We start from the raw sequence: 18,714 nt of genomic DNA, 5'->3' as shown, positions 1-18,714 counted from the left end.
GTAATAACGCAAAAAAAAAACTCAATTCCTTGGAATTGAGCTTTCACAAATACATTTACATAAAATAATAAACTAATTTTTCTCTACATTGAATACCGCAAAGTTGATAATATCCGGTTCCCCAACTGATTTATCAATTAGTAGTCGAAGCTTTTTTGTTAGAACAGGTCTATCAGCTAGAAAAATATACTTATTCCCTATAGCCGTACCGCTATTGATTGTTTGCCATTTTCCATTCTCGAATATTTGAATGCTGAAGGCTCGTACACGATGTCCTAAAGCAATATTTTCCTGAATTACAATTTGATTGATTGTTGTCTCCTTGGAAAGTTTTAATTCAATGCTCTTTCCTTTTCCTTTGGTCACAGCTAGTGGTGAATCGAATCTTTTTTTAATTTCAACACCCCATTCCTTTAGACGTTGCACATCCTCTTTTGGCATTAGTCCAGTATTATCAGGTGTTAATCCCATAATTAAAGTAGCATTTCTCCCCACTGATTTATAATAAATATCCATTAATTCTTCTAAAGGATAGATACTATTTTCATCTCCAGGCTCCCAAAACCATTCGTGTCTGCCATTAGAACCGCGCAAAGGAGCGTCGGCCATCGCTGGTACCCAGTATTTCCCGTCTGGGTCTCCACCTTTTAGTACTGAAAAACCATTTTTAGAAATTCCGGGTATCGCACTTTCGCCAGAGCCTGTATAATTGTACGGAAATGTAGACCAGCAAGGGTAGTTTACAGTACCACTTTCTGAACCGCCCCAACGCGCTTCGGCCAATTGGTCGTTGTGATAAAACAAACAGTCCGGCTGGTATTTTTTTACGATTGGTAACACATCTGGTGCTCCCTTATCTGGACTACTCGCACCGCCATCAAACCATATTTCGAATAGAGGTCCGTAATTGGTACAAATTTCTTTGACCATTCCTTCTACCATATTATTGTAATAGGCCTGTCTTTTTTTCTGCATTTCTTCGCTCGGATCGCCATCTACTACAAAATCATGCACACCAAAAAATGAATTCCAACGAATGCCTAAATAAACACCTGGCTTAATACCGTGCTTGCGACAAGCGTCTGTAAAATCTTTAAAGAGATCCGCTTTTCCTTCTTTAAATTTCAAACTTTTCATCGAATACGGATTAACATCAGACTGAAACAAAGCGAAACCCGTTTCATGAGTAACGGTTAGAATAGCAAATTTTGCACCTGCAGCTTTTGCAGAAATTACCCATTGTTCTACATCTAATTTTTGCGGATTGAAGATATTATAATCAGCAACTGGAGTAATTCTGTTGATTCCTTGATTGTATTTTGAAGTATCAAATACATGTAAATCATAATGAAAAACAACGCCAAGCTCGGCTTTCTGCCAAGCCAATTGCTGTTTGTTAGGTACAGGCAAACTTGTTACTTGTCCGTTTACCGAAAACACACACATTGAAATTATACTCCATGTTAGTTTTAAATATTTTATTTTTATTGTCTTCATTATTTAATGTGTTTTTTAGATTGAAATAAATCAGTTTCCTCTAAATTTTTCCAATCCGCTTCTTGCGCTGATTTCCATTTTAGGTTTATCGTTGCTGTTACTTCTGAATTCTTAAGTACATAAACTGAAATTGGATGATAGCCTGCTTTTAAAAATACAGCTGAAGTCAATTCTGTACCTGCTTGATAACCGAAATCAGCATCAAAAAGAATCGCTTGGTGCAAACGAACAAAGGCTTTACTTGAGCTATTCATTGAAAAATTATATTTGCCATCGGTGGGAATTTTCACGAAAGTGGTATACAAAAACATTCCTTTTCTATTATTTTGCTCGTTATTCCCGATTGATTTTGTGATTTTTTGTTGTTTGGCTTTTAATTCTTTTTCAGAAACTACATAAGGAAAATCGCCTTCAAAAAATTGCTCTACTACTCCAGGGGAAAGTTTGCTTGAAACTACCGTTGCAGGAATCAAAGCAGTATCATACGGACGAGGCGCTTCCACATTGGCATGTCTTAATTGTAAAACCGAAGCTTTCATTTGTTGTTGCATTTTTTCGAAACCGGGTTTTGATGCCAGATTGTTTATCTCGCGTTGATCTTTTACAACATCATAAATTTCGAAATCATCATCTGCCGATTTAATATCAAAACGAACGCTTTTATAGTTTCCCATTCGTATCAATTGCATTTGTCCTCGTTTTTTATTTCGGTGCGAAAGATCAAATTCTTTAAAATCAGGAGTTCTACCTTCGCCTTCATATTCTACATAAACCAGACTTTCTTTTTGTTTTCCTTTGCCTGTTAATGCGGGTACTAAAGAAACTCCGTCTGTTCTTGCAGGAGCCGGAACTCCCGCTATATCCGAAAAAGTAGCCATCCAATCCGACAACATCGACGGCATTGTAAGTATCTTTCCTGCGGCAATATGTTTGGGCCAATTGACCAAAACTGGCATGCGAACACCGCCTTCTAAAACATCTCTTTTGATGCCTTCAAAAGTTCCATTACTAGCAAAAAATGTAGGTTCGAACTTAACGTATGTAGCTGGAAGATACGATTCGATCGAAGCGCCATTATCAGATGAAAAAACTACTATTGTATTTTTATCAATTTTTAAATCCTTCAATAATTGTAATATATCGCCCACTCCATCGTCAATACGACGATTCGCGGTTGCATAACGCTTGTACGTATCCGGCCAGGCCACTTCTGTAGTTGCAGGATTATTGTCATTATCATATGTAGCATTCGCATATTGAGGATAGACAAAACTATCTGGAATACCCGAAGCAGTATTAATCATTTGCCCTTTTTGTCCAATCCATTGCACGCCACCATTTAATCCCAGACCTTTCGGATAGGCTTGGGTTGGCAACTCTAAAACAGCATGGGGCGCATCATAAGCGAGATACATAAAGAAAGGCTTGTCAGCATCTTTTCCTTTTTCGTGCGCTACAATTTGCTTTTTAGCAACAGCAGTCCACAAATCAGTGGTGTAACATTTAGCCAGTTCATCCGCTACATTTACGTAATTATCATAAACCTCTTTTTTACCACCGTATAATCCTTCGTACGGATAATGCTCATGACCATCCTTGTGCCTCATGTATCCAAAATAAGAATCAAATCCTCTTTTTAAAGGATGTGCTGGCCAATTGGGAGCTACTTTCTCATCTGTTCCTTGCAATCCCCATTTTCCGACCGCCATAGTTTGGTAACCGGCTTGCTTTAATACGGTACCCAAGGTATGATTGTCTTCGAGTGCTTTATCAAACTGATTGTCTCTAACGTGCGCATTTCCTTGATTTACACCCGTTAACAACGATCCTCTAGAAGGTGCACAAACGGGCGCATTGCAATATTGCTGTGTAAATATTGCTCCAGTAGCGGCCATTTGGTCTAGATAGGGAGTAATTTGATAGGGTTTGGATCGATCGTTACTTTTCATGCGTTGGTTTTGAAAAAACGCACCGACATCACCATATCCCATATCATCAACTAGAATGTAAATAATATTGGGACGCTTGGTTTGAGCTATTCCCTGTAAAGAATTGAAGATTAAAAATATTGTTATAAAAAAATAACATGTGATCAATTTAGTATTCATTTTTTGTTTTTTTTAGAATGTTATTTGGTACACCACAACAACGGTACAAACAACCTTTTTTTTATTATTTAATTCTTTTTAAATTCCAAAATTACATAATTAGTAGGTGTTAAATTGAAAACCTCAATCCTTTGGGATTGAGGTTTTTTATTCTTACTTTTTAATTACTTTTTTGCTTGTAATATGACCGTTACGATCTTCTACTTTTATTAAGTACACCCCAGGAGCGAGCGCATTACTCGCTATTTCGATATATCGTTTATTATTTGTATCATCTTGGCTGTAAACCTCTTGTCCTACAACGTTATAAATTTTTACTGAGTTAATACCCTGAGCACTGTCGATCTGTAAAATATTCTGAAAAGGATTCGGATACAACTTGACTTCAGTTGAACTATTCTCTTCATCTGAAATTGATTTTTCCTTTTTTGAACTAATTCCTAAAGTTTGACCAGTTACATTTATGAAAAAATCATAAGCTGTGGCAATAGTATTAGAGCCACAAGCTGTAGGCGAATCGACCCAAGAATCTCGCATTCTAAATCTCATCCTTTTTATACCAGGAATAGTTCCAGCTGGTATTGTTATAGATCTCACGATATTTTGCAAGACCGAGCGATTATTTTGTGCCGATCCTCCAAGAGTAAATAATTGCTCACCAGAATCATTAAAATCACCATCTCCATTAAAGTCAATCCAACCTATTAGCCTTGCATGTAGTTCTCCAGAAGCTGGTATATTATTTTGCATCGTGAACGAGAAAGAACTACCTGAAGCAACACTTACAAGTGAAGCACTGTGTTCACCATGACCGTCTCCTAATGATGTCGGGTATGTACCGTTGGAATATGAAATATTTTCTACACCACCAGAAGTAGAAAAACTTTTAATGTAATATTCTTTTCTAGTACTACTTTCGTTGCCAAATTTTGCATTGTTTGCCTCACAGTGTGAGCTATTTGTCACTGCTGTTAGACTAACGCTGGTCTTATAAATATTTATTTTTTGAGTGTTGTTTTCAAACACTGTCATACCTGTTCTATTGGCTAATTGTATATCAAACTTTTTATTGTTTTTTAACACTGGATCTGTCAACCAAATTCCAATTTTATAATTAGAAGCAGTTACAATGTTTGCTGGAAGTGTCATTGTTCCAGAAATAGTATGTGTTAAAATAGTATGATTGGCATCTCCTGGAGTATAAGGCTGCCAAGTTGAAGAATTGGCTGAAGATAAAGAAGTTGCAATTACATTATTAGCAGCGTCCAACAACACAACATTCACTTCCCTTGGATTATGTAATGATGAAAAACCATAATTCTGAATGTCTACTGAATAATTTAAAATGTTTCCATTTTGGGTTAACGACTGATTGGCTGCACTGATATAAAGCCTGTATCCTAAATGATCTCTTATAAATTCATAAGCTGTTCTATTGACAGAGCTGCCAACATTATTTTTAAAATAGCTTGGATGATAAGGTATCTTTAAAGCATCAAGATTTTCTTGACTTAATAAAAATCTTTTCCAATAGGCATTGTTCGCATTGTAGCCATGAGCCAAACTAAAACTGGTGTAATGATGATCTGTAAGTTGTTTTAAAACTTCATAAACATCAAAAAGTTCACTTACTTGCCAAATACAGTCACTATTAGATCTACAGTCACGAGACCAACCTGGCTCTCCATCAATCAGTAAATTATAAGATTTATCTTTTACTAAATTGTATGTGTCGCTACCATAGTATCCCGAAGAGGTCGCCGAATATGTTTTGCTGTCACCAAAAAAATCGTTGTGAAAACCAATTCTAGCATCTTTAATTGCGGTTGAAACTATTGCTGTGCTAATTGCATTACGATCACCTGCAGTTCTCATTTGAGTTTGTCGATCGGCGGGTAAAACTTCCAATAATTTGGCTACTAGGTTATTTTTATCAGTTTGATTGTACGCATTTCCAAAGGAATGCCATTCTCCCCAGGCACCAATAAGTCCCATTTGTAATGTATGAATTACTCCAATATTTGCTTGAACCAAAGGCTTCAACTGATCTAAATGTCCTAAAATTCGGGATGTACTGGGAATTATATTGGTGTAAGGTGCTTCGGCCTCTGGTGCTTGATAAACAAAACGCAGTACCATTTTATACCCTTTATTTTTAAAAGCATCAAAACATTTCTGAATTGCATCTAAGGCAACTTGAGGAAGAGGTCCATCTTTATATTGTGACAAATAAATGTACCATTGCGATAGTCTAACATGTCCGTCTGTAGCGTCCATTTGGTTTTCGATATCTGTAAGTACAGTATTAACATCATATTTTACTGCAAGTCCCCAAGGATCATTTAGATCAGGTGCTTGAACAATTTGCTCGAATCTAAAACCTCTTTCTGGATTGCTCAATAAAGTTTCTTTTGATACGAAACTTTCATCTAGCGGACTTAAACTAGACAATTGTGTGATTGTAAAATCATCAAAAAAAGCGGTACCAGAAGAAGTTGTTTGAAAAAAAACAGTTGCATCTTGCGGAAAGACTCCAGTAGTGAATGGCACAGATAATTCTTGATACGAAGTACTAGAAGTGCTAACAACTAATGATGATGATAAAATACCACCTGTAAAGTTTTTAATTCCAACAGTAACAGCATTGCTAGTACCAACCTTTGCCCAACCTTTTAAAAGGTAGCTCGTACCTGCTTTTAATTTTAAATTATTCTGATTTACGGTAGCAGCTTCTCCTGCTATTTTTGCTGCAAATGCACCACTATGAACTTCAGAAGAAACCGCAGTAGTTGTGATCGATTCTGTCGGAGCGCTTCCTCCATTTGAAACAATTACCTTGAAATCAAAGGTTGATGATTTTTCACTAAAATTACAAGGCACTGGCACACCTGCCCATGCATCTTCAAAGCGAATACGCAAACGACTCGCTCCTAAAGTTGCTAAAGCTGGCACCGTAATATTTTTGCTAATAGTAACCGTCGAGGCAATATTATCAGTTGATGCATTTCCTAGAAAAAATAATTCTTCTCCACTATCTAAAAAATCACCATCTCCGTTCCAATCTATCCAAGCTTTTATGCGACTGTAGCGAGTGGAGTTAGTATTAGTAATGTTTAACGTAAAAGTTGAATTAGGAGCAACCAAAAGTGTTTGATCACTATACTGATTGTAACCATTAATAGGATAAGATGACGCTGAATAACTGGTAATGTTGCTCACTGCTCCTGTTGTACTCAAACTAGAAATCCACCTATTTGCTCCAGGATCTGCTCCTTTTGAATCACAATAAGATTGTTTACCATTGGACAACCAATTTTGTAAGGTGACATCCTCAAAACCTCCGTTTGCAATATTTGTTTTTATTGCAATTGGTAATTTTTCTAAAGCAAAATCATCTCCGTAAACACTGTTGGTTTGGTTTGTATAAAAATAGACTTTAGCAGAGGTAGCAGATGCTCCAGTTGTAAATTCAAGTTCCAAAAATTGATAACCAGCAATACTATTATCAATGGTACTATCTCCAGTTGTTGGTGTAAGATAATTTTTGACACCTAGTCGTGCTTTATTAGAGCCTGTTGTATATACCCAAGCAGAAAATCGGTAGATCGTGTTAGGTGTTACTCCAGAAACCAACTGTTCTATAGATGCTGCTGTTCCCGTTAACTTAACGGCTTTAGGCTTTGAACTAGAGTGTTCGGTTTCCCACACTCCCGCATTACCGGTTGCAATCCACGGTGCTAAAATAAATGAGGAGTCTCCTCCTGTATCAAAGCTAGAGTTACTTATAAGATTCTGTGCTTTACCAATATGACTGTACAGAAATATTGTTAAAATGAGTAAAATTTTTGTTTTCATGGTTCTTGGTTTAGTTAATTATTCTTTCAAAATATGGTAATTTGTTTAATTCTGTTTGTATAATTATTATTTTTCCTCCTTTGTAAATTTTACCTGCAGAATCCTTCCAGTTTCCTTTTGGCAATTCAATGGCTCTCTTTATTGTGTTTTTTTGCAAAATTGGCGCAACTAATACTTTATCGCCCAGCATAAATTGATTGTTTAGTTTTTCAAAACCTTGATTTGGAAATTCATACTCCATAGTTCGAACAATTGGTTTGCCAGTTTCTGCTGCTTCCTTAGCCAAAAGCATAATGTAGTTTGTAAAATTTTTACGAAGCGCTACAGCTTCCTTCACTGCGTCAAGATGTTTTTTATCTAAAATTCGCCATGGTGCTACAGAAAACTGCATCATTGGCATTAATGCATGAATTTGTGCTGATCGAACAATAAGTTCTTGATCGATAGTTTGTGTATTTAAGAAAGAAGAAAACTCTCCGCCACCAATCATATCAGGGCAAGAGAACGCATAGCCTAATAATCCTTGACCAGTAATATTAGGAATGAGCGTTTGAAGATCTGCCCAATTATGAGCTTTATCACTTAATCGCTGGGCTAATGCTTTTCCTGCCATTTTCCACATGGCACGATATTCATTCAGCGGATAATCCAAACCAATCTTTCCAAATAATTCCGATTGTTCATTAGGAGTAGTTCCTGGAATATGACTTAGTAAATTATCTGGATAAAAATAAAAATCACCGGCATCTAACTTAAATCCATCGACACCATACTTTTTGATTAACGTATTTAATTCTCCTTTAAACCATTTTTCTGCCGCTGGATTTGATAAATCAAGTACCGCACTTGCACCATTCCACCAGTAAATCATAGCAGGTTGACCAGAATCAATCCAAGGAGCAGCTGCTACATTGGCATCTTTAGCATTTTTTAAGAACAGCTCTTTCTTAGCCAAATCACGATATACATCAGAATCTGGACTTACAAAAGGACAGACCCAAAGCATTACTTTAAAACCAAGATCGTGCAACTCTTTCATCATGGCAGTAGGATTAGGGAAACGTCCTGCATGAAAATCCCATTTTCCATAATTTTCTTGCCAGTTGTCGTCTATCATTAAAACGCCAGGAGGAAATCCATTATCAATAATGGAGTGTGCGTACTTTAATATATCTTCTTGGTTTTGATTGTACATCAACTCAATCCAGGTATTGTATTGTGGTGCCGAAAAAAGCATTTCATGTGGCATTTTTCCATCAGCCACAAAGTAATTCGACGAAGCAAAATCAAAGGCTTCTTTTAATGAATTACCTGCTTTATTTTGTAAAATTTCACCTTTGACATCTTCTATCGCAATCGCATTTTTTAAAAAAGTAAATTTAAATGGCTGCTCAGACCAAATCACACGTCCTTTATTGGATAGCAATAAAGGTTGCACTTGATTTCCTTTGTTGTTACCGTACATATTGTACGAAAAACCTTCTTGGTACGGCATCGAATAACCATCATTAACAGCTCCACCCCACCAAAGCTCATTAGGTAGAAAGGCAATAGTTACTGTTTCTTTTTTATTTTCGTTACGGTCTTTATTGGTAAGAGAACTCAATGCTACGGAATTAGTTTGTGCGATTAACAGTAAAGGCATTAGCACTATAATAAAAATGTTTAGTCGTTTCATCTATTGATTTATTTTGATTTTATATTTTTAATAAATTGATCAAAGAAGAATTAAAAAGTAGTATCTATTTAATTTCTAATCTTTTTACAAGTGTCCATTGATTATTCAACGGACTATCTTGAATGGATAGTTTTATTCCAGGTTTTCCTGTTGTTGCATCAATAATTGCAACTGCAAATTGATAGTCACCTTTCGGTACAGATTTGGGAATACTAAGATTTAAATCTGGATAACTGTATGTTTCACCTTTTAGCCATTTTCCTGGATTCGCAATCGGATCTACTACATTGTAAACAACTTGTCCTGTTTTTGGATTTATTAACCCGAATGCCACTTTGTATTTATTATTCCAGTTTGGATGATTGTTAGGAAGAACCCCGACTCCAAAATTTTTCCAAAAATGATTAATGACTAAATTTCGATTATTTTGGGCAACGGTAACTGATTCTGGATAAAGTCTGTACCCACCATATGTAATAAATTCTTGTACCTTATTAGGTAGTTTTTCTATCCAAGTTTTATTTTCAAAAGGTGTTCTTAAATCGAATGTATTGGATCTACAAGCGATTGCATCATCTACTGCTACAGAAAGCGCATCGTTCCAAGTCTTCATTCTTGGAAATCTTTTATCGTCAAAAAATGCTTTTTGGGTTTGATAAGTAGTGTCTTTATCTCTGGGACCAAGCCAGTAACAACCTTCCCCAATAAATGCTTTTGCAGGAAAAAGTTCTTTCATGTATCCTCTTTCCTCTCATCGTACCAATGACTACCTACACCATCACGACGTGGTAAAAAACCTAATTTATCAAAAACAGCTGATTTACTGATGTGCCAATCATTTCGAGAAATATTATAGACTGTTACTATCTTTTTAAAATTTTGAGCATAATCGCCTGTTACTTTTTCAATTACTGTTATTCTTTCTTTTATCTACTGTAAAGTGTTTTCTGTACCAGCCGATGCTGTTTTCTGGCTAAAATCCGTCAACAGGTCTTTAAACCACGACTCTGCACATCAAAATGTCTGTGGTATTCGAACGGAAGTTCTACTGCCCAATCATGAGGAACATTTACTGTACGCCATTTATTGTCATCAAATTTTGGAGACACCGCACCGCCAACACCAGCAGCAATGGTAAAATTGCGAACAATACTATAATCGAAATCTTTTATAGGATTAGTAGCATTACCTAAATGGAATTTCCAGTTTTTATTGAGGAACGTATTTTGTCTGGTCAACGCATCCTGTCCTTGTTGCTTCGCAGAAGTATACTGTAAGCAAAAGCACAAAATCCAAATAAAAAAAAATAATTTACAGGTTTTTTTTTAACAGGAATAATCATGTTTACTTTGGATTTAATTTGTTTATGTTCCAGCATAATATTAGAAATTAAGTTACTGTCGTTTTTAATCGGCACCACTTAGTGGTATGATTAAAATATGCCTTATCAATTGCATTAAAATGAAGATTTGTTATAAAATTTATGAAATATCTTAAAGTGGTAATGACCTATTTAACTTCTTAGGATTAATGTTTACTGTATGATCATATTATTCCTAAAGCGTTTAACAAACTTATTTTTAAAAGTTAATTTCCTAAAGTAAAGAACAAATTCTATAGGGTTGCAATTACTGTAACGCTATTCTCGTCGAAAAAAGCAGCCTTTTTTCTTCTTGTTTAATTCGCTAATTGCTGAATATCAAAAAAGCTTAGTTTAGGGCATTTATTGCACCCTAAACTAAACTTTATTGTAAAAAAACTTATATTACCATCCCGGATTTTGCGTATAGCCCGCTAAGGTAATTTGGTTTAAAGGGATAGGAAATAAATAATCTCTATCTGTTTTAAATTTATAACCACTAGCCATTGATCCAACCGCTTGATATGGTTCAATGTAACCTTCGCTATTTACTTTATAAATATCGATACTTGGCACTCCTGTCCATTGTGCTTTTTTTGCTCCTAATGGTTTTTTACCCACTATCAACTCATCAGTAGCAGCCCAGCGCCAGATGTCATCATGACGGAAACCCTCGATAGCTAACTCAACACGTCTTTCTCTTCTTACTTCGTTAATGATTGGTGACAATGCTGGAAAAGCCCAGTTTGAATCACTTACAATACTTCCAAGTACCATATTTGGCATTTGAACTCTCGCTCTTAATTTATTAATTGACATGTCTAAATCTGCTTGAGTTATAGTACCTAATTCTGCAGTTGCTTCAGCGTAAATTAACAATACTTCTCCATATCTGAAGAAAATAAGTCCCGTGTCTCCTCTACCATTAAATTGCGTTACATAGTTAGGATCTGTTCCTTTAAATCTTTGAAAACCGGTAGCACAATTGTCTTCTGTTGCTTGATCAACTATTGGATGTAGAAATTGCTCATCAGGCAAACCTCCTGGTCTATTAATTGTTGCTGGATGCTGATTGTCATTTACACGGATCGTTTGATTTAATCTTGGATCACGATTAGCAACAATATTTAATAAGGTTTCGTCTCCTTGATACAATGCACTGGTTGCAATAGGTTTACCATCTACACACAAATAGTCATCTACTAAACTTTTAGTCAATCCTTTACCGTTTCCTAATCTTCCATACTCTGCCCAACGATTCGTAAAATTAGCAGTAAGATCATATCTTCTCCAAAACATAACCTCTTTGCTTCCATCATAATTGGACTGGTTGAAAAGTGACCAATATCCTCTAACATTACCGGTAGCCTTATTATCTAGATCAAATATGCCTGAATCAATAATACTTTTAGATACTGCTGCCGCCTTGGTAAGGTATTTGCTGCCATTTGAGCCAGCTACACCAAAAGGAGTTCCTGCATGGTATTTTTCCCAAGTCCCTTCGTATAATGCAATTCTAGCTTGTAAAGCCATAGCCACTTCTCTATAAATACGATTACTTGCTGAACCCGATTTCGTAGGTAAGTAAAGAATTGCTTTGTCCAAATCTGCTAGTATATTATCGGCAATTATCGATCTTGAAACTCGATCAGCACTCAAAAATTCTACATCGCTTGGAGTTAGTGGTTTTTCAATCCAAGGTAAATTTCCAAATCTTTTCATCAGATCAAAATACAACAGCGCTCTAAAGTAATGCGCTTCACCCACATGCTCTTTTATCGTTTCAAAGCTCTCTGTAGTTTTAGTATAATTTTGAAGGAAATAGTTCACGTTTCTAATTCTTCCCCATTCTCCAATGCCCCAACCGCCGCCAGAACTTGGTACGATGCGCTCTCCGTTTAAAATTTGTCCGTTGAAGTTAATATGCAACATATTATCAGATCCTTCATCTGCATCCAAACCATAAATTCCTTGTGTTCCAAACCCTTGATAAGCAGGCAGAAAATTATTGTAAAAATTATTGGCATATAATTTTAAATCATTTTTTGATTTCCAAAATTCACCATCACTTATATTTACTTCTGGAGAACGCTCCAAGAAGTCACTTTCACAGGAAGTTAATGCAAACAAGCAAACTAGTCCTACATTAATATATTTTATAAATTTCATGTTATCTATTTTAATTTATTATTGTTTTTACAAATTGCAATTGACTCCAAAAGAGAAAGTTCTCTGTAAAGGATAATTCTTAGCGTCTGAGAACGTATTTTCGGGATCTAATACCGAATGATCACTCATTTTTGTAAATGTAGCTAAGTTGTCAACACTGATATAAAATCGTAATTTTTGAATTCTCATTTGCTGGGTGAAATCAGCAGGAACAGTGTATCCTAATTGTACATTTTTTACACGCAAATACGAAGCATCCAATAAATATTTGGTTTGTGACTCTGTATTTTTCCAATTGTCACCACCACCCATATACGCTTTAGGGAAAAAACCATTAGGATTCTCTGGTGACCATCGATCCAGATGTTCGTTAAACAAAGAGCTTTGCCATACGTTTCCAACAATACCAAAATACATATTACTACCAGTATAATAGTCTCTTTTACCAACTCCTTGAATGAAGATACTGTAATCAAACCCTTTCCAACTTCCATCTGTAAACAAACTATAGCTGTATCTTGGTGTTGAATTTCCAATTACTTTACGGTCTCCCGGATTGTCTAAAGTTGAATTACCCCAATCTACTTTTCCATCGCCATTTAAATCCACATATTTAATGTCTCCTGCCGACCAGTTTGACAAATTAAATTGTTGCACGTTTGCTAAATCATCTTGATCGGTAAAGTAACGGTCTGTTACATACCCCCAAATATCTCCCATTTTCTCTCCTTCAAACCAGCTGTTTAATAATTTATCTGGATTTGGGTATTTAGTTACACGCCCAGTATAATCGCTTAAAACGCCTCGCACGCCATACGTAAATTCTCCAATTTTGTCATTCCACCCTAAGGTTAATTCAAAACCTTTTGTTTCCATGGCTGTACTATTGGTTCTTGGTGAAGAAATTCCTAGCACTCCTGGTAATTCTTGCACAGGACCTATATAATCGTCCATTTTTCTAACGTAAGTATCGAAACTTGCAGTTAATCTTCTGTTTAAAAATGAAGCATCGACACCATAATTATTTGTAGTGGCTGTAATCCAAGTTAAAGTAGGATCAACTAAACCTGGCGTATTTACATACGGTTGTCTTGTAGGACCAAAGAACCAGTTGCTCGACGTAGGAGAAACAGTTCCTAAACTTGGGTAAAAAGGATAATTTCCTAAAAGATCTGGAGCTTGATCTCCTAACGATCCGTAAGAAGCTCTAAGTTTTAATGTGTTTACCACATTTGCAATTCCGTCTTTCCAGAATTTTTCTTTATTTACGTTCCAACCTACAGAAACTCCAGGATAAGCTTTCCATCTAACCTCCTTAAGAAAACGAGAAGTTCCATCGTAACGACCCGTTACTTCAAGTAAATACTTATCATCATAAGCATAATTCAGTCTACCAAAATAACCTTGAATGGCTAATTTATTCGAATTGTCGCTGACAGTAGGTGTAGCACCATATGATGTTGATATCGAAGGACTTTTATCCGAATACAAGTTATTATTATATCCATACAAAGAAGAATAAGCTGTTAATTCTTGAACATATCCTCCTAAAAGCTTAAAGCTATGCTTATCAACGTCGAAATCATAATTAGTGAATGCATTTACGATACTTTTTTGATATTTATCAAAGAATCGAGAAAATGAATTTGGAGCAGTTCCTCCAACCTCTACTACTGTACCGCTAGGTTGAGTTGCGTAAATAGTTTTTAAGTGATTGGTTTCGTTTTTAAATGCACCATCGTATGTGTAATTTACAGTACCTCTCCAATTACTGGTAAACTTGGCTACAAACTCACCAGTTAAAATTGGCTTATCATTCGTTACAATACGTCTACCACCATCTCTCATTAATAAAACATCATTAAGATCTGCAACATTTCCATCAGGATTATACATAGCTAAATTGGGATGTTTTCTAGCCAACTGATGCATATAATTTCCGCCCGTTTTGTCGTTGTAAGTGTTTGGCGTATTATATCTATCTTGAGAGAATGCACCTCTAAAATTAAATGTAAGCCAAGAACTAATATTACTAGAAAGATTGGCACGAAGATTATATCGTTCGTAGTTGTCGTTTCCGTAACGGTACATTCCTTCTTTCAAATTATAACCCAATCCTACATAATAATTTGAATTTTCTGACGCTCCACTTACGCCCAAATTGTGCTGTTGACTGATAGATACATCTTTAAAGTAAATTTTATACCAGTCGTTATTTGCATTGGCGTTTCCCCAACCCTTCCAAGAATCACCCGTAGCGTTTGCTTGTGTTTCGGTTGCAAGAGTTCCATTTTGATAGGCTTTCATTCTATTTATTGCATCCTCATTAAAAAATGGAGCTCCACCTCCATTTATAAGTGACTGATTGTAAATAGTTGCAAAGTCAATTGAATTTAACATTTTTGGAAGTCCAATTGGAGTGTCAAAAGAAGTATTGCTAGTGTAGCTAATTGCAACAGGTTGGCCTTTTTTACCTTGTTTAGTTTTAATCAAAATCACTCCGTAAGGAGCACTTGATCCGTAAACAGCAGATGCCGCGGCATCCTTAATAACTGAAATACTTTCTACATCACTGGCATTAATAGAGTTAATATCTCCACCTTGAATTCCATCAATAACAATTAGAGGTGAACCAGAAGAACCTAATCCAGTAAATCCACGAATATTAATGGATTGTGTTGCACTAGGATCTCCACCGTTACTCACAATATTTAAACCACCTATTGCTCCTTGCAAACCTTGAGAGAGTCTAGTGATGGGTCTGTCTTTGAGTACCTTGGCATCAATTTGGGTTACTGATCCGGTCAAATTTGTTTTCTTTTGTGAACCATACCCTACAATCACTACTTCGTTCATCTGTTGAGCCTCAGAAATTAAAGTGATCTTAATATTTTTAGCATCTTTTATTTGAATTTCTTGATTGACAAAACCCATATAAGAAAAAATTAAAGTCTGTCCTTTTGTAGCATCAATTACGAAATTTCCATCAAAATCGGTAACTACTCCATCTTGAGATCCTTTCTTAATAACATTAACTCCTGGAAGGGGCAATCCTTGCTCGTCAAGTACTGTACCTGTTATTTTTTCAAAAGCAATGCTACTTTTATTCTCAATTTTTAGATGTGTTACACTTTTCGTCTCCGTAGTACGTAAAGAATATTTTTCTAAAAGTGAACCTTCGTCGCTAGTACCAGCATACGATGAACTGACGATCAGAGACCCCAGAACAATTTGAAGGAACACGATCTTTTTAGTATTAAAAATCGTTTTACTATTATTTTTTTTAACCATGGTTAGTTTGTTTGTTAGTTCATGACTATTTTAAAATAAGTTACTATCTGTTGACAGCAACTTTTCAGTAGGAGAACGTTGGATAAACGCTTTCTTTTTTTTTGCTGCTTTTTTAAAACTTTTTTTCCTTTTTCATATTTTATTGGTTTGGTTACTAATTAATCTCGGTAGTCTTAAATTTTAAAATGATAATAATTTCAAAAATAGAAGTCATTTTTTAAAAACTAGACCAAACCCAACCAGTTTTTACTAATAATTATATAATTAAAAAAAGATATAACTGCGATAAATGTATTTAAATTGATAAAAATCAGTATTAACTTTCGCAAACGATGTATTGAAATTAATTAGGATAGCGAAAAATTATAGTATTAATTAAAGATAGTTTGACTCTAGAAAAAAGTATTTGATATTCATCTTATTATGAAATAATGCATCATAAATTATTCTTTAAAGCAAAAATGAATACTCTAATCCGTAACGTTTAAAGCTAATCTCTTTCATCAAAAACGAAAAATTACTACAAAAAAAGCGTCTTTATTTTTGATTTTTATCGCAAATTATTCAATGATTATGTAGTACTAGAAATATAAAACACATTAGAGATCGTAGTAGTAGAATTACTGCATAAGTTGAAAATTTATAATACAAGAGATTCCTCTTAGTTAGTCGAGCGTTGCATTATTATTTTATATACATGAGTAATTTTTATTTCAACAAAAAACTTTATTTATTATGTTGATCCTTAGAAATATTGTAATTCTGAAATTTTAATTTATAATTATATAATAAATTAAATAAATAAACAATTGTTGTAAAGCACATAGGTTTTTTCTTATAATTTAATAACTAGTAGGTACTGATATGTTTTAAGGCTAAACTTTTATATTTTTGAGGAGGCCAAATTTGCATTATAATCTAAAACAAGATTTACAGACTGATTGACCATCATCACAATCAAAAAATTTACGCTAATGAAAAATATCAAAAAATATTTACTCCTATTCATGACTATCACGAGCACTATTTACTGTAATGCTCAGATAATTCCAGCTCCCGAGCATTTAGTATTAGTAGCGGGAACTTTTTCTTTTGATACCAAAGTCGGGCTGAGCACTAAAGGTTTAACTAAGACTGAGGGCGATAAGTTAGTCTCCTATTTAAGTAGTAAAATCCAATCTCAAACAGCTGTTGTTCTTTCTTCAAGAAAAGAAAGAACCAAAAATATTTATCTTGAACTGCTAACAAAACAGAACGCAAATTTGGGAGAAGAAGGCTATTTTTTAAGTATTTCATCGACAGAAATTAGTATTTCAGCCAATTCTCTCGCAGGTTTATTTTACGGTGGACAAACACTATTACAGTACATCGTGGCCAACAATATCCAAACGCCAATTCAACTTCCTAATGTAGATATTACTGATAAACCAAATATCGCATGGCGTGGAATGGTTATGGACGTAAGCAGACATTTTTATAATGTCAACACTATTAAAGAGTTGTTGGATTTAATGGCCTATTATAAATTAAATGTATTTCATTGGCATTTAGCTGATAACGAAGGTTGGCGATTAGAAATAAAAAAGTATCCAAAATTAACAGAAGTTGGTGCTTGGCGTACTGAAATTCCAGGCAGTATTTTCTATAAAAAAGATTCTACTTACACGCAAAAATTAGATGGCGAACCCTATCAATATGGTGGCTTCTATACGCAAGAACAAATAAAAGAAGTGGTGGCTTATGCAAAAGATCGAAATATTACAGTAGTACCAGAAATTGATATTCCAGGACATTCTGGTGCCGCTTTGACTGCTTATCCTGAGTTCTCTTGCGAAAAGCACCAACAAGAATCTCCTAATTCTACTTTATGGAATGGAGTCGTAAAACCAGAAAACATCAATTTAAATTATTGTGCGGGCCAAGAGTCAACTTTTAAATTTTTAGAGGACGTATTCACAGAAGTAATAGAATTATTTCCATCAAAATACATTCATATTGGTGGCGATGAGGTCGATAAATCATACTGGAAAAAATGCCCTAGATGCCAGCAGAAAATAAAAGAGCATGGCTTAAAAGACGAAGATGAACTGCAAAGTTATTTTATCAAACGGATGGCAAAATTTTTAGAAAAGAATGACCGCCAAATTATTGGTTGGGATGAGATTCTAGAAGGTGGAGCGCCTGCAAACGCAACAATTATGTCGTGGCGCGGTAAAAAAGGTGGAATTGAGGCGGCAAAATTAAAACAACAAGTAATCATGGCGCCAAATAATCCTTTATATTTTAATCGTGTACAAGAGGAACCAAAAAATGAGCCCTTTGGCGAAATATATAGCACTAATACTTTAGAAAAAGTATACAATTATCCGCTTATTCCTTCCGAACTTTCTGCCGACGAAGCAAAATACATCATCGGTGGGCAATTTGCCATCTGGACTGAATTTATTTCTTCGACCGAACATTTAGAATATATGTTACTGCCCAGAATGCCTGCATTTGCCGAAAATTTATGGTCTACTCCAAGAAATAAAAATTTTGATCGTTTTATCGAACGTTTAAATCAAGCTCACTACGACCACTGGAAAGCCAATGGAATCCGATTTCATCCTAAGTATTATAAAAAATCCGTTTACTAGAATTAAATAGCAAGTCTGTAAATGTAGTCGGGCCTTTTAAGAGATTTAATGCATAGAACAGCCAGTGCTCCAAAAGTGCTGGCTTTTCAGTTTTTAAGAAATTCTTTAGATTTAAAAAGA

The 18,714-nt window shown here is 35.1% G+C and carries 9 protein-coding genes; 1 reads left to right on the top strand and 8 read right to left on the bottom strand.

Translation table 11 applies throughout. The features are described from left to right. Positions 1-72 precede the first annotated feature (72 nt). From ACRASX_RS12040 to ACRASX_RS12005, 8 genes are all read right to left on the bottom strand, one after another. A complete protein-coding gene (locus ACRASX_RS12040; protein ID WP_432221393.1) occupies positions 73-1,497 on the bottom strand; it encodes an alpha-L-fucosidase in 1,425 nt (474 codons plus the stop codon). Beyond that, on the bottom strand, positions 1,497-3,605 hold the full coding sequence (locus ACRASX_RS12035; RefSeq protein ID WP_432221392.1) for an arylsulfatase: 2,109 nt from the start codon (positions 3,603-3,605) through the stop codon (positions 1,497-1,499). The genes ACRASX_RS12040 and ACRASX_RS12035 overlap by 1 nt, the downstream gene beginning before the upstream one ends. A 153-nt stretch (positions 3,606-3,758) precedes the next feature. Next, positions 3,759-7,460 (bottom strand): DUF4874 domain-containing protein, encoded by a 3,702-nt coding sequence (locus tag ACRASX_RS12030; RefSeq protein WP_432221391.1) that lies wholly within the window; start codon positions 7,458-7,460, stop codon positions 3,759-3,761. Between the two features lie 10 nt (positions 7,461-7,470). Further along, entirely contained in the window at positions 7,471-9,138 is a 1,668-nt protein-coding gene (locus ACRASX_RS12025; protein WP_432221390.1) for a glycoside hydrolase family 31 protein, read from the bottom strand. Positions 9,139-9,202: 64 nt separating this feature from the next. Further along, positions 9,203-9,874: a hypothetical protein gene (locus tag ACRASX_RS12020; RefSeq protein WP_432221389.1), complete on the bottom strand. Its 672-nt coding sequence runs from the start codon at positions 9,872-9,874 to the stop codon at positions 9,203-9,205. 247 nt (positions 9,875-10,121) lie between these two features. Further along, entirely contained in the window at positions 10,122-10,427 is a 306-nt protein-coding gene (locus tag ACRASX_RS12015; protein WP_432221388.1) for a hypothetical protein, read from the bottom strand. Between the two features lie 476 nt (positions 10,428-10,903). Next, positions 10,904-12,667 (bottom strand): RagB/SusD family nutrient uptake outer membrane protein, encoded by a 1,764-nt coding sequence (locus ACRASX_RS12010; protein WP_432221387.1) that lies wholly within the window; start codon positions 12,665-12,667, stop codon positions 10,904-10,906. A 27-nt stretch (positions 12,668-12,694) separates the two neighbouring features. Then, positions 12,695-15,958 carry a SusC/RagA family TonB-linked outer membrane protein gene (locus ACRASX_RS12005; protein ID WP_432221386.1) on the bottom strand — a complete coding sequence of 1,088 codons (3,264 nt, stop codon included), beginning with the start codon at positions 15,956-15,958 and terminating at the stop codon, positions 12,695-12,697. Positions 15,959-16,932: 974 nt separating this feature from the next. On the opposite strand from ACRASX_RS12005, the gene ACRASX_RS12000 reads away from it, so the two are divergent. Further along, positions 16,933-18,594: a beta-N-acetylhexosaminidase gene (locus ACRASX_RS12000; protein ID WP_432221385.1), complete on the top strand. Its 1,662-nt coding sequence runs from the start codon at positions 16,933-16,935 to the stop codon at positions 18,592-18,594. Positions 18,595-18,714: the final 120 nt, after the last annotated feature.

The organism is Flavobacterium sp. TMP13 (assembly GCF_050847115.1).
Taxonomy (GTDB): domain Bacteria; phylum Bacteroidota; class Bacteroidia; order Flavobacteriales; family Flavobacteriaceae; genus Flavobacterium.
This window is presented reverse-complemented; position numbering and strand designations above follow the sequence as displayed.